General features: G+C 68.2%; 11 protein-coding genes. 9 read left to right on the top strand and 2 right to left on the bottom strand.

Annotation, left to right across the window (positions count from 1 at the left end; translation table 11 throughout):
• Nucleotides 1–3 precede the first annotated feature (3 nt).
• Nucleotides 4–1,737 carry a 2-oxoglutarate dehydrogenase, E2 component, dihydrolipoamide succinyltransferase gene (gene sucB, locus HD592_RS05805; RefSeq protein WP_184452481.1) on the top strand — a complete coding sequence of 578 codons (1,734 nt, stop codon included), beginning with the start codon at nt 4–6 and terminating at the stop codon, nt 1,735–1,737.
• A gap of 60 nt (nt 1,738–1,797) precedes the next feature.
• Here the strand turns inward: sucB and HD592_RS05800 are convergent, their stop codons facing one another.
• The gene (locus HD592_RS05800) at nt 1,798–2,964 is read right to left on the bottom strand and encodes a protein kinase domain-containing protein (protein WP_184452480.1); all 1,167 of its coding nucleotides are present in this window, start codon (nt 2,962–2,964) and stop codon (nt 1,798–1,800) included.
• A gap of 106 nt (nt 2,965–3,070) precedes the next feature.
• On the opposite strand from HD592_RS05800, the gene HD592_RS05795 reads away from it, so the two are divergent.
• The 4 genes from HD592_RS05795 to HD592_RS05780 all read left to right on the top strand — a co-directional run bounded on the left by HD592_RS05795 (nt 3,071) and on the right by HD592_RS05780 (nt 6,564).
• Nucleotides 3,071–3,763: a DUF4191 domain-containing protein gene (locus tag HD592_RS05795; protein ID WP_184452479.1), complete on the top strand. Its 693-nt coding sequence runs from the start codon at nt 3,071–3,073 to the stop codon at nt 3,761–3,763.
• Between the two features lie 133 nt (nt 3,764–3,896).
• Nucleotides 3,897–4,829 carry an ABC transporter substrate-binding protein gene (locus HD592_RS05790; RefSeq protein ID WP_184452478.1) on the top strand — a complete coding sequence of 311 codons (933 nt, stop codon included), beginning with the start codon at nt 3,897–3,899 and terminating at the stop codon, nt 4,827–4,829.
• Between the two features lie 59 nt (nt 4,830–4,888).
• A complete protein-coding gene (locus HD592_RS05785; protein WP_154477735.1) occupies nt 4,889–5,797 on the top strand; it encodes an amino acid ABC transporter permease in 909 nt (302 codons plus the stop codon).
• Complete coding sequence (locus HD592_RS05780; protein WP_281398996.1) at nt 5,794–6,564, top strand: amino acid ABC transporter ATP-binding protein; 771 nt, start codon at nt 5,794–5,796, stop codon at nt 6,562–6,564. The genes HD592_RS05785 and HD592_RS05780 overlap by 4 nt, the downstream gene beginning before the upstream one ends.
• 182 nt (nt 6,565–6,746) lie before the next feature.
• On the opposite strand, the gene HD592_RS05775 is transcribed toward HD592_RS05780, so the two are convergent.
• A complete protein-coding gene (locus HD592_RS05775; protein WP_184452477.1) occupies nt 6,747–8,357 on the bottom strand; it encodes an ATP-binding cassette domain-containing protein in 1,611 nt (536 codons plus the stop codon).
• A gap of 104 nt (nt 8,358–8,461) precedes the next feature.
• Here HD592_RS05775 and HD592_RS05770 point away from each other — a divergent pair, with 104 nt between their 5' ends.
• From HD592_RS05770 to HD592_RS05755, 4 genes are all read left to right on the top strand, one after another.
• Nucleotides 8,462–9,145 carry a queuosine precursor transporter gene (locus HD592_RS05770; RefSeq protein ID WP_184452476.1) on the top strand — a complete coding sequence of 228 codons (684 nt, stop codon included), beginning with the start codon at nt 8,462–8,464 and terminating at the stop codon, nt 9,143–9,145.
• Nucleotides 9,142–10,464 carry a tRNA guanosine(34) transglycosylase Tgt gene (tgt, locus tag HD592_RS05765; RefSeq protein WP_184452475.1) on the top strand — a complete coding sequence of 441 codons (1,323 nt, stop codon included), beginning with the start codon at nt 9,142–9,144 and terminating at the stop codon, nt 10,462–10,464. Before HD592_RS05770 ends, tgt begins: the two co-directional genes overlap by 4 nt.
• The gene (gene ypfJ, locus HD592_RS05760; RefSeq protein WP_184452474.1) at nt 10,461–11,354 is read left to right on the top strand and encodes a KPN_02809 family neutral zinc metallopeptidase; all 894 of its coding nucleotides are present in this window, start codon (nt 10,461–10,463) and stop codon (nt 11,352–11,354) included. Before tgt ends, ypfJ begins: the two co-directional genes overlap by 4 nt.
• A gap of 85 nt (nt 11,355–11,439) precedes the next feature.
• Complete coding sequence (locus HD592_RS05755) at nt 11,440–13,185, top strand: AMP-binding protein (RefSeq protein WP_184452473.1); 1,746 nt, start codon at nt 11,440–11,442, stop codon at nt 13,183–13,185.
• Nucleotides 13,186–13,230 lie beyond the last annotated feature (45 nt).

Below are 13,230 nucleotides of genomic sequence, written 5' to 3'. Positions count from 1 at the left end.
TCCATGGCAACCGCAGTGACCATGCCCGCCCTGGGCGAATCGGTGACCGAGGGAACCGTCACCACCTGGCTGAAGTCGGTCGGCGACACCGTCGCCGTCGACGAGGCCATCGTCGAGGTCTCGACCGACAAGGTCGATTCCGAGGTCCCCTCCCCCGTCGCCGGCGTCCTCCTCGAGATTCTCGTCGAAGAGGACGAGACCGTCGAAGTGGGTACTCGGATCGCCCTCATCGGCGATCCCTCCGAGGCGGCCGCCCCTGCGCAGGCCCCCGCCGAAACGCCTGCGCAGGACCCTGCCGAGCCCGTCCAGGCACCGGCTGCACCGGTCGGGGCTCCGGCTCCCGCGGCGCCCGCGACTTCTGCTCAGGGCGCCGAAGTGACGATGCCCGCCCTGGGCGAGTCGGTCACCGAGGGAACCGTGACGACGTGGCTCAAGTCCGTCGGCGATGCCGTCGAGGCCGATGAGCCTCTCCTCGAGGTCTCGACCGACAAGGTCGATTCCGAGGTCCCCTCCCCCGTCTCAGGATTCCTCGCCGAGATCCGTGTCGAAGAGGACGAGACCGTGGGCGTCGGCACGGTCCTCGCCGTGATCTCCGCCTCCGCGCCCTCCGAGGGCTCGCCCGCAGCTCAAGCCGTTGAGACGCCGGCCGCCCCTGCTGCGCCGGCCGCCCCGACGGCTCCTGCGGCGCCGGCCGCTCCCGCCCCTGCGGCACCGGCGATGTCCTTCGACGCCCCCTCCGTTCCCGTCGCGCCCTCCTCGGCGCCGGCCGTCGCACCCCAGGCCCCCGCTCCCTCAGCCCTCGCCCGCGCGGGCTATGTGACTCCGATCGTCCGGAAGCTGGCCCGTGAGGCCGGAATCGACATCGACGCCCTGACGGGCACCGGCGTCGGCGGCCGCATCCGCCGCGAGGACGTCGAGGCCGCGGTCGCCGCCCGCCGCGCCGCCGAGAGCGCCGCCGCTTCGACGGCCCCCGCCACCGAGGCCCCCGTGAAGGCCGCCGAAACCCGCGAGCCCTCGCCCCTGCGCGGCACGACCGAGAAGATGAGCCGCCTGCGCCAGACGATCGCCCGTCGCATGGTCGAGTCCCTCCAGACCGCGGCCCAGCTCACGACGGTCATCGAGGTGGACGTCACGAAGATCGCGGCCCTCCGCGCCCGCTCGAAGGACGCCTTCGCCGCCAAGCACGGCACGAAGCTCACCTTCCTGCCCTTCTTCGTGAAGGCCGCTACCGAGGCCCTCGCCTACCATCCGAAGATCAACGCGACGATCGACGACAAGAGCGTCACGTACTTCGATCACGAGAACATCGGCATCGCGGTCGACACGCCCCGCGGCCTCCTCGTCCCCGTCATCGCGAACGCGGGCGAGAAGGACATCCCGGGCCTGGCGGCTTCGATCAACGATCTCGCGGCCCGTACCCGCGATTCGAAGATCGGCCCCGACGAGCTCTCCGGCTCGACCTTCACGATCACGAACACCGGGTCGGGCGGCGCGCTCTTCGACACGCCGGTCCTCAACATGCCCGAGACTGCGATCCTCGGCCTCGGCACGATCGTCAAGCGCCCCGTCGTCGTCAAGGCGGCTGACGGCTCCGATGCGATCGCGATCCGTTCGATGGTCTACCTCTCGCTCTCCTACGATCACCGTCTCGTTGACGGCGCCGATGCGTCCCGCTACCTCATGGACGTGAAGAAGCGCCTCGAGGCCGGCGACTTCGAGGCCGACCTGGCCCTCTGAGTCCCTTCGGGCTCCCGCCCCGAGCGGGTCGCACCGGCGCGTGCGGCCCGCTCGGCGCATTCACCCCTTGTAAGTCTTCGCATCGATGACGATCCAGGCGCCCGCCGGGAAGACCAGTCGGAGCTCCCCGGCCTGCGGCCCGGGCCCGGCTTCACACACCCCCTTCCGGCAGATCTCGGCCCCCGATTGGAGGAGACGGACGTCGACGCGCACCTCCTCGCCGTCGCATTCGGGATCAGCCAGGATCTCCGCCCTCGTCTCCAAGCCGCTCAGACGCGCATCCGCCTTGATGAGGACCTCCAGCCGCTCGCGGTCCTGGGCGCCGAGAGCGCCCCCGACCCGTCCTTCCAGGCCCCTGACGTCCGCTTGGGCGATGGCCTCGTCGCGGGCGGCGAGGATCTTCGCGATCTCAGTCCGCGCCTCTTCCCTCGAGGGGCAGCTCCCGGGATCGGAGCCGCCGAGTCCGGGGGAGGGAATCGCCCGAGCCTGCGCACCGCCGTCCGATGGAGCGCTCAGGACGACGGCGGCCGCCGCGCAGGCGACGAGGGCCAGTCCGAGGATCCCGGCGAGCACGGGTCGGGGCGAGCGCTTGGCCCTCGCCGTCACGGTCACCGCGGATTCGCTCGCCCGCCTCACGATGCCGACGGCGTCATCCGCCGGCGAGCATTCCGCGCCGCCGCCTTCGGCGCGAAGATCCAGGGCGCTCGCAATCGCCTCCAGGGCGGAGAGGTCGCCGGCCTCGTCCTTGACCTCCGAGACGGAGAAGCCGGGGGTGCCTCCTCCGGCGCGGGGAGGGAAGGCGAGGTCGACCAGCACCGCGCGGCCGTTCTCATCGATGAGGACGTTGCGCGGCGACACGTCGCCGTGGACGAGGCCCGCCGAGTGGAGCGCTTCCAGCGCCTCGCGGATGTCCGAGACGATGCCCCTTCTCAGCGATTCGGGCCTCAGGGCCGCCGTGCCGATGAGGAGGTCGAGGGCGCGTCCCGGGACCCTCTCCTGAATGAGCGCCCAGCGCCCGTCATCGTGACGCACGACGTCGAGCAGACGGGCGATGCGGGCGGAGCGCACGAGCGCCCAGGCCTTCCATCGTTCGGACCATTCCTCGCCCTCGGCTTTCGAATGCAGGCTGAGCAGCGCCGGAGTCCCATCCGGGGTGCAGGTCGACCACAGGGGCCCTCGCGATGTGACGAATGCGATTGACCCCAGTTCATATCCGTTGATCTCCACAGAGGAAGTTTCATGCCGATTCCCCACCGGGACAAGAGTCCGCGTATCCTGTGGATGAACATCGCGCGGCCCGTATCGGGCCCGAGACAGGAAGATCCACCGCCCCATGAGCGAGAACACCGCACCGAAGAAGCGCCGCTGGTACCACAACCTCGCGGACGCCTACCGCATTACGAAGCGCACCTATCCCTGGATCGGATGGGCGCTCGTCGGCTCCGTGATCCTGACGCTCTGCATCGCGCTCATCATCGCCGTCCTCATCGAGGGCAACTGGATCGTCTGGTCGATCCTCGGCCTCCTCTTCGGCGCGACCGTCGCGATGACGCTGCTCTCCTTCCTCGTCCGACGCGCCATGTACGCCCAGATCGACGGCACGGTCGGCTCCGTCTACGCCGTTCTGTCGCAGATTAGCTCGGGCTGGATCATCCCCGAACAGCCCTTGACCGTCACCCGCGAGCAGGACATCGTGTGGCGGATCATCGGCCGCCCCGGCGTGGTGCTCATCTCCGAGGGCCCGTCGAGCCGCGTTCAGCCGCTCATGTCCGCCGAGCGCAAGAAGATCCAGAAGGTGGCGAAGAACGTGCCGGTGCACGTCGTCCAGGTCGGGCACGCGGAGGGCCAGGTCGAGCTGGCAAAGCTCCAGTCCCGGATCCGCTCCTTCAAGAAGGTCCTCACGAAGGAGGAAGTCCCGCAGGTTTCGGCCCGTTTGGCCGCGCTCCAGTCCTCGCAGCCGCCGATCCCGAAGGGCATCGATCCGATGCGCGCGCGCCCGAACCGGAGGGCGATGCGCGGCCGTTGAGTCGTGCGCACGATGCGGGGGTGAGGACGATCTCACCCCCGCATCATTCGTATCGTGAGACATCACTATGCATATTATGCAGCGTCATGCATACTTGATGCGTTGATTGAATCCCATCCGGAAGGCTCCTCCCATGCGCACCCTCCCCGCGGCACTCGTCCTGGCGACCACGGCTTCACTCGCCCTCGCCGCCTGCTCCGACCCGCAGACGTCCTCAACGACCGCCGAGTCCGGCGCCGAGCAGGCCGCCTCGACCGCCGTTGTCCCCTTCGACGTTTCAACCCTCGAAGCAGTCGACTCCGTCGTCGCCCTCGTCCCCGATGCGGTGAAGGAGCGCGGCGTCCTGCGCAACGGCGCCTCCACCGACTACGCCCCCGGCGAGTACCTCGCCGATGACGGCCAGACGCCCGTCGGCTACGACGTCGACCTCATCGATGCGATCGCCCGCGTCATGGGCCTGGGCGAGGGCACCACGCAGACCGCCGGATTCGACACGATCCTTCCGCAGCTCGGGTCGAAGTTCGACGTCGGCGCCTCCTCCTTCACCATCACCCCCGAGCGCCTCGAGGCCGCGAACATGGTCTCCTACATCGAGGTCGGCTCCGCCTACGCCGTGGCCAAGGGCAATCCGAAGGGCTTCGATCCGGCGAACCCCTGCGGCACGACGATCGGCGTCCAGACCGGCACCTTCCAGCTCGACTACGCGAGCGAGCTCTCCGACAAGTGCGTCGCCGAGGGCAAGGAGAAGATCGAGGTCATGCCCCTCGACCTCCAGACCGACATCGCCACGAAGGTCATCGGCGGCCAGTACGACGCGACGCTCGCCGACTCCACCGTCATCGGATACACCGTCGAGCTCTCCGGCGGCCAGCTCGAGCAGGTCGGCGAGGTGATCGAGTCCGCCCCGCAGGGCATCGCCATGGCGAAGGACGACGAGCAGCTCGCCAAGGCCGTTCAGGCCGCCCTCCAGTACCTCATGGACGAGGGCTACTTCGAGAAGATCCTCGCCCCCTACGGGGCCGAGGGCTCGGCTCTGAAGACCGCCGAGCTCAACCCGGCTCTCTGATTCAACCAGCGGGTCGGCACCCCACCGGGTGCCGACCCGCTGCTCCCAGGAGAAGAACCATGGCACATCTTAAAGACGGCGTCGAACTCATCGACGCCAAACCCGTCCCGAGACCGGGGCGCTGGGCGAGCGCCGTCATCGTCGCCCTCATCGCAGCGGGCATGGCCCGCGCGCTCGTCACGAACCCGAACTTCCAATGGGGAGTCGTCGCCCAGTGGCTCTTCTCCAAGACGATCGTCTCGGGCGTCGCCTACACCCTGCTCCTCACGGTCATCGCCATGGCGATGGGCACCGCCCTCGCGATCACCATGGCGGTCATGCGCCAGTCGGTGAACCCGATCCTGCGGGGAGTCGCCACCGCCTACATCTGGTTCTTCCGCGGCACGCCGATCTACACGCAGCTCATCTTCTGGTCGCTCCTGCCGAGCCTGTATCCGCAGATCAGCCTCGGCATCCCCTTCGCCCCGCCCTTCGTCACCGTCGACACGGCCGCCTACTTCACCCCCTTCTGGATGGCATTCCTCGGCCTCGGCCTCAACGAGGGCGCCTATCTCGCCGAGATCATCCGCGCAGGCCTGCTCTCGGTCGACAAGGGCCAGTGGGAGGCGGCCACCGCGCTCGGCATGCCGCGCTCGATGATCTTCCGCAGGATCATCCTCCCCCAGGCGATGCGCGTCATCGTCCCGCCGATCGGCAACGAGACGATCTCGATGCTCAAGACGACCTCGCTCGTCTCGGCGATCCCCTACACCCTCGAGCTCACCTACGTCGCCTCGAACAAGGGCCAGAGCCTGTTCAAACCCCTTCCCCTCCTCCTCACGGCGGCGATCTGGTACCTCTTCATCACGACGATCCTCATGTGGATCCAGTCCCACATCGAACGCCACTTCGGCAAGGGCTTCGATCGCAGGGAGTCCACTTCCGCCCAGCCCGATGTCGACACGCGATTCCTGGATGTGACCCCATGACGAATACACCGATGGTCCAAGTCGAAGGCGTTCACAAGTTCTTCGGCGATCTTCACGTTCTCAAGGGCATCGACCTCACGATCGCCCCCGGCGAGGTGTGCGTGATCCTCGGCCCCTCGGGTTCGGGCAAATCGACCCTCCTGCGCTGCCTCAATCAGCTCGAGGAGATCAGCGCCGGGCGCGTGCGCGTCGAGGGCGAGCTCCTCGGCTACCAGGAGGACACACAGGGCAGGCTCCACGACCTGCCCGACAAGGCGATCGCCCGCCAGCGCGCACGGATCGGCATGGTCTTCCAGCGCTTCAACCTCTTCCCCCACAAGACCGCGCTCGAGAACGTCATGGAAGCGCCCGTGCACGTGGCCGGGGTCGACAAGGCGACGGCGAAGAAGCGCGCCCTCGAGCTCCTCGACCGGGTGGGGCTGGCCGACCGTGCCGACCACTACCCCTCGGAGCTCTCGGGCGGTCAGCAGCAGCGCGTCGCGATCGCCCGCGCGCTCGCCATGGATCCTGAGATCATGCTCTTCGACGAGCCGACCAGCGCCCTCGACCCCGAACTCGTCGGCGAGGTCCTCCAGGTGATGAAGGATCTGGCGGCCTCGGGCATGACGATGGCCGTCGTCACCCACGAGATCGGCTTCGCCCGCGAGGTCGCCGACACCGTCGTGTTCATGGACGAGGGCGTCATCGTCGAGGCGGGCTCCCCCGCCGAGGTGATCGGCGCGCCGAAGGAGGCCCGCACGAAGGAGTTCTTCTCCAAGGTGCTCTGAGCCCTCGACGCCGGGGCGCTCGACAGCGCCTCCTCCGCCCGCCGGTGTTCCGGTGCTCAGGCCGAGCCCCGAGCACCGGCCCGAGTCAGTCGGCCCGCGCCTCGTCGTCCAGCCCCCGCCGGTCCCGCGCGTCGATGAACTGAAAGGGCCCCGGATCAGCGATCCGGGGCCCTCATCGCGCTTCAGGTCAGCGTCACGAGGTCGAGGTAGGAGTCGTCCCACAGGTCCTCGTCCGCATCGGGCAGGAGGAGCACGCGGTCCGGGTGCAGCGCCGTCACCGCCCCCGGATCGTGGGTGACCAGGACGACCGCGCCCTCGTAGGATCCGAGGGCGTTGAGGATCTCCTCGCGCGATGCCGGGTCGAGGTTGTTCGTCGGCTCATCGAGGAGGAGCACGTTCGCTCCGGAAACCACGAGCGTCGCAAGCGCGAGTCGCGTCTTCTCACCGCCGGAGAGCACCGAGACGGGCTTGTCGACGTCGTCGCCGGAGAAGAGGAACTGGCCGAGGATGTTCCGAAGATGCGTCTCATCGAGCTCGGGAGCGGCGTGCGCCATGTTGTCCCGCACGCTCGCCGCATTATCGAGGGTCTCATGCTCCTGCGCGTAGTAGCCGAGCTTGAGGCCGTGACCGGGGATCACCTCGCCCGTATCCGGCGCCTCGATGCCCGAAAGAAGGCGCAGCAGGGTCGTCTTGCCCGCACCGTTGAGGCCGAGGACCACGACCTTCGCACCGCGGTCGATCGCAAGATCCACGCCCGTGAACACCTCGAGGGACCCGTAGGACTTCGACAAGCCCTCCGCCGTCAAAGGCACCCTCCCCGAGGGCGAAGGATCGGGGAAACGCAGACGCGCCACCTTCTCCTGGACGGCCTCGGCGCCGGCCTGAGCGAGGAGTTCATCTGCCCTGCGCAGCATCTGCTGGGCAGCCACGGCCTTCGTCGCCTTCGCCCGCATCTTCTCGCCCTGGGCGCGCAGCTGCTCGGCCTTCTTCACGGCGTTCGCCCGTTCCTTGCGACGGCGCCTCTCGTCCTCCTCGCGCTGGAGGAGGTAGGCCGACCACCCGAGGTGGTACACGTCGATCTCGGCCCGCATCGCATCCAAGTAGAAGACCTGGTTGACGGTCTCCCCCAGCAGCTTGACGTCGTGGGAGATCATCATGACCCCGCCGGGGAAGGTCTTGATCCAGTCCCGCAGCCACAGGATTGAATCGTGGTCGAGGTGGTTCGTCGGCTCGTCGAGGAGCAGGACGTCCGCGCCGGAGAAGAGCACACGGGCGAGTTCCACGCGGCGCCGCTGCCCGCCGGACAGGGTATCCAGGCTCTGCTCGAGGACGCGGTCCTCGAGCCCCAGAGAATGGGCGATCTGAGCGGCCTCGGCGTTCGCCGCCCACCCTCCCTGCGCGGTGAACTGCTGATCGAGGCGCACGTAGCGCTCCATCGCCTTGACCTGCCGGGCGCCCTCGGTCGAAGCCATCTCGTGCTCGGCCTTACGGATCTTCGCGATGATCTCGTCGATGCCGCGCACGGAGATGATGCGCTCCCTCGCGCTCAGCGCCTGCTCTCCGATGTGCGTGTCCTGGGCGAGGTAGCCGATGGTGCCGTTCGAGGTGATCGAACCCTCATGCTCGGCCGCCCCCTTGTCCCTCTCACCGGCGAGGAGCCGCATCGTCGTGGTCTTCCCCGCGCCGTTGCGGCCAACGAGACCGATCCGCATGCCCTTGTCGATGCGGAAGCTCGCATGACGCACGAGATCGCGGGCGCCGATGCGCAAAGAGAAATCCGAAACATTGATCACCCGATGATCCTAAGGGTTGTGGGCCGATACACCCCGATCCGGTTGCTCGATTCCGCGCAGGTGAAGGCACAATGGGAGGGAGTTCACGAGAGACGAGGCCCTTCATGATCGATTCCACCGGGACGAGCGAACGCGCACCCCGCATCTTCGACGTCATCGCCGTCATGTTCGTCGCGTTCCTCCTCATCTCGAATATCGCCGCGACGAAAGTGACGGCGCTGGATGCAGGGCCGATCCACCTCGTGTTCGACGGGGGCGCGATCCTCTTCCCGCTCACCTACGTGCTCGGAGACGTCCTCTCGGAGGTCTACGGGTTCGCCCGCGCGAAGCGCGTGATCGTCCTGGGCTTCATCGCCTCGGTCCTGGCCTCCCTCATCTTCTTCCTCGTTCAAGTCGCCCCCGTCGGACCCGGGTACGAGAATCAGGCGGCATTCGAAGCGGTCCTCGGTTTCGTCCCGCGGATCGTCGCCGCCTCCGTCATCGGCTACCTCGTCGGCCAGCTCGTCAACTCCTTCGTCCTCGTCAAGATCAGGCAGCGCTGGGGGGCCGAGCGCCTCTGGGCGCGCCTCATCGGATCGACGATGGTCGGCGAGCTCTTCGACACCGTGCTCTTCTGCACGATCGCCTTCGCGGGCGTCATCCCCGGTCTCGACTTCCTCAACTACGTCATCACCGGCTACGTGTACAAAGTCGGCGTCGAGGTCGTTCTCCTCCCGATCACGTACCGCGCGGTCGCCCTCGTGAGGAAGCGTGAAGGCCTCGAGCCCCAGGAGGTGCTCGCCGCATGAGCGCGCCCTGGCTCGCCGCCCCGGCGCAGCGGCCCTTGGCGCCCCCGAACGCCGCCCCCGACGACGACCGCGGCTTCGACCTCGGCACGCGATTGGACGCCGGTTACGGACTCGGACGAACGGGCGTCATCCGCACCGCTCACGGCGTCATCCGCACCCCGGCCTTCATCCCCGTCGGGACGAAGGCGAACGTCAAGGCGCTCGTCCCGGAGATGGTGGCGGACCTGGGCGCCCAGGCGGTCCTCGCGAACGCCTACCACCTCTACCTCCAGCCAGGCTCGGACCTCGTGGACGAGGCCGGGGGGCTCGGCGCATTCATGAACTGGCGCGGTCCCACCTACACGGACTCCGGCGGATTCCAGGTCCTCTCGCTCGGAGCGGGATTCAAGAAGGTCCTCTCCCAGGAGTTCTCCGGCAAAGCGGACCCGAACGACCCCAAGCTCCACATGCAGGCGGTCAAGGCCTCAGAGGCGGTCGTCGACGAGGACGGGGTCGTCTTCCGCTCCCACATCGACGGCACCCGCCACCGCTTCACCGCCGAAGTGTCGATGAGGATCCAGCACGAGCTCGGCAGCGACATCATGTTCGCCTTCGACGAGCTCACCTCGCTGCTCCACCCGCGCTCGTACCAGGAGGAGTCGCTCGAGCGGACGCACGCCTGGGCGAGGCGCTGCCTGCGCGCCCATGCGCGCCTGACCGAAGAGCGCGCCGGCAAGCCGTACCAGCAGCTCTGGGGGGTGATCCAAGGCGCCCAATACGAGGACCTGCGCAGGCGGGCGGCCCGGACCATGGCCGCGATGGACGAGGACGGCTGGCGCTTCGACGGCTTCGGCCTCGGAGGCGCCCTCGAGAAGGAGAATCTCGGAACCATCCTGTCCTGGGTGAGCGAAGAGCTCGGCGAGGACCGCCCTCGTCACCTCCTCGGCATCTCCGAACCGGAGGACTTCTTCGCCGGAGTCGAGGCCGGAGCCGACACCTTCGACTGCGTCAATCCCTCGAGGGTCGCGCGCAATGCCGCGATCTACTCCCCTGACGGCCGTTTCAACGTGACGAATGCGCGCTTCAAACGCGATTTCTCCCCCCTGGTCGAAGGATGCGGCTGCTACACCTGCACGCACTATTCGGCCGCCTACGTCCATCACCTCTTCAAGGCCAAGGAGATCCTCGCCTCGACCCTGGCGACGATCCACAACGAATGGTTCACCGTCCGTTTGGTCGACGCGATCCGCGGATCGATCGACAATGGGGACTACGAAGCCTTCCGAGACGATATGCTCGGCCGCTACACGCACGACAGCGCGAAGGGATCCCACTCATGAGCTTCAATGAACAGGTGCGTTCGGATTCTTCGCGCGTACGCACCTCGGGGCGCCGCGCGGCCGGCATCGGGGGCGGATCGGTCCTCACGGTGATCGCCGTGCTCCTCATCTCGCATTTCACCGGCATCGACCTCACGGGCCTGCTCCAAGGCGGTGCGGCGCCCGCCCCCTCGTCCTCGACGGCGGGCGTCGATCTCAGCTCCTGCACGAGCGGCGCCGCCGCGAACGAGCGCACGGAGTGCCGAATGGTGACGACGGCGGATTCGCTCGACGCCGTCTGGGACGAGCAGCTGCGCTCCCAGGGCTCCGGGGTCGACTACGCGATGCCGGGCTTCCAGATCTTCCAGGATTCCGTGAGCACGGGCTGCGGATCGGCGAGCTCGGCCACGGGCCCCTTCTACTGCCCCGCCGACCGCGGCGTGTACCTCGACCTCGGCTTCTTCACCCAGATGGAGCGCGAGCTCGGCGCGCGCAACGCCCCCCTCGCGCAGGAGTACGTCGTCGCGCACGAATGGGGGCACCACATCCAGAACCTCCAGGGAGTCTTCCACTCGCACGACACCCGCAAGACCGGGGAGCAGGGCGCCGGAGTCCGTTCGGAGCTCCAGGCCGATTGCTACGCGGGCCTGTGGATGCACTGGGCCTCCACGACGATCGACCCGGACTCGGGCATCCCCTTCCTCCTCACGCCCACCGAGCAGGAGGTCGATGACGCCCTCACGACCGCCGAGGCCATCGGCGACGACCGCATCCAGACGAAGTATCAAGGATCGACCAATGCGGACACGTGGACCCACGGATCCGCGGAGCAGCGCAAGACATGGCTCATGAAGGGCCTCACTGAGGGGTCGATCGCGACCTGCGACACCTGGTCGGCCCCCGTCGTCTGATGGGACGGGAAGAGGAGCGTCCTTCCTCGAGGAGGATGATGATCACGATGGGCCCAGCAGCACCGGACCCGGATGGAGGTTCACGGTGAGTGAGGTAGTGGCTGAGGCCAGGCGCTTCTACGATGCGGGCTGCCCCTATGAGATCCCCGTGCCCGAGGGCTCGCTCTTCAGCCTGCTCGAGACGGCGGCGCGCTTCTACCCCGAACGCGCGGCCATCGACTACTTCGGGCGCGAGTTCACCTACGCGGAATTCCTCGACATGTCCCTGCGCGCCGCCGCGGTCCTCGTCGCGGCCGGCGTCCGCAGGGGCGATGTCGTCGCCGTCGCCCTGCCCAACACCCCGCAGGCCCTCATCGTCTTCTACGCGTGCATGCGCATCGGCGCGGTCGTCGCCCAGCACAACCCGCTCGCGCCCGCCGCAGAGATCGCCGAGCAGCTCGGGCGCCACGGCGCGAAGGTGGCGGTCGTCTGGGAGAAGTGCGCGCAGGCGTATCCGACTCGCACGACCTCGCTCGACACGCTCTTCACCGTCGACATCACGCGTCTCATGCCGGCATCCCGGCGCATGCTCCTCAAGGCGCCGCTGGCGAAAGCGCGGGCCGCGAAGGCGCAAATGCGCTCGGCCCGCCCCGAGGAGGCCCTCTCCTTCGATGACGCCTGCGCACGCGCGGACCGCGTCGATCCGCAGGTCCCCGGTGCGACCGGATCGGAGCGCGCCGTCATCCTCCACACCGGGGGGACGAACGGCATCCCCAAGTCGGTGCCCCTCACCCACCGGAATATCGGGGCGAACGTCAACCAGTGCCTCTTCTGGGTCTGGAAGCTCCACGAGGGCGCCGAGACCTTCTGGTCGCTCCTCCCCTTCTTCCACGCCTTCGGCCTCACCTTCTTCTGCTGCGCCGCCGTCGGCAAGGCCGCGACCCAGATCGTCCTGCCGAAGTTCGACGTCGACCTCGCCCTCGATTCGCACCGGCGCAGGCCCGTCACCTTCTTCGTCGGCGTCCCGCCGATGTTCGAACGCATCGAGCGCCGCGCGGCCCAGACCGGAACACCCCTGACCTCGATCCGCTACTCCGTCGCCGGGGCGATGCCCCTGTCGACGGAATCGGCGGAGCGCTGGGAGGAGGCCACGGGCGGGATGATCGTCGAAGGCTACGGCCTCACGGAGACCTCGCCCGTCCTCATGGGCGCCCCGCTGTCGGATCAACGCCGGCACGGCGTCCTCGGACTCCCCTTCGCCTCGACCGAGGTCCGTCTGGTCGACCTGGAGGATCCCGGCCGTGATGTGGACGCAGGCGAACCGGGCGAGATCCTCGTTCGAGGACCGCAGGTCTTCGACGGCTACCTCGACGCGCCCGAGGAGACCGCGCGGGTCTTCACCGAGGACGGCTGGTTCCGCACGGGCGATGTCGGGATCCTCGACGACGGCTTCATCCGCATGACCGACCGGAAGAAGGAGCTCATCTTCTCCGGCGGGTTCAACGTCTACCCGAGTCAGGTCGAAGCGGCGATCCGCGGGCTTCCCGGGGTCAAGGACGTCGCGGTGGTCGGCATCCCCTCGGGCGACGCGAAGGAGGAGGTCGTCGCGGCCCTCGTCCTCGAGGAGGACGCAGAAACGATCACCCTCGAGCAGGTGCGCCTCTGGGCGGAACGGAGGATCGCCCACTACGCGCTCCCCCGTCTCATCGCCATCCTCGCCGATCTTCCGCGCAATCCGCTCGGCAAAGTGATGCGGCGCAAGGTCCGCGACCTCATCGTGTCCGGATCGGCGCAGTCCTCGCCCAGCCCGGCCTCGGATGAGGCGATCCCGGACGGGCCCGCGGCCGAATGAGCGATGACGGCTGGAGGGGGCGGGATCGAAAGACCCGCCCCCTCC

The organism is Schaalia hyovaginalis, from assembly GCF_014208035.1.
Taxonomy (GTDB): Bacteria; Actinomycetota; Actinomycetes; order Actinomycetales; family Actinomycetaceae; genus Pauljensenia; species Pauljensenia hyovaginalis.
The sequence above is the reverse complement of the archived record's forward strand: the minus strand, read 5'-3'. Positions and strand labels throughout refer to the sequence as shown.

Coding starts and splice junctions, on each gene's coding strand:
- ypfJ (WP_184452474.1), top strand. CDS start 10,461: ATGAGCTTCAATGAACAGGTGCGTTCGGATTCTTCGCGCGTACGCACC.
- HD592_RS05795 (WP_184452479.1), top strand. CDS start 3,071: ATGAGCGAGAACACCGCACCGAAGAAGCGCCGCTGGTACCACAACCTC.
- tgt (WP_184452475.1), top strand. CDS start 9,142: ATGAGCGCGCCCTGGCTCGCCGCCCCGGCGCAGCGGCCCTTGGCGCCC.
- sucB (WP_184452481.1), top strand. CDS start 4: ATGGCAACCGCAGTGACCATGCCCGCCCTGGGCGAATCGGTGACCGAG.
- HD592_RS05790 (WP_184452478.1), top strand. CDS start 3,897: ATGCGCACCCTCCCCGCGGCACTCGTCCTGGCGACCACGGCTTCACTC.
- HD592_RS05785 (WP_154477735.1), top strand. CDS start 4,889: ATGGCACATCTTAAAGACGGCGTCGAACTCATCGACGCCAAACCCGTC.
- HD592_RS05770 (WP_184452476.1), top strand. CDS start 8,462: ATGATCGATTCCACCGGGACGAGCGAACGCGCACCCCGCATCTTCGAC.
- HD592_RS05780 (WP_281398996.1), top strand. CDS start 5,794: ATGACGAATACACCGATGGTCCAAGTCGAAGGCGTTCACAAGTTCTTC.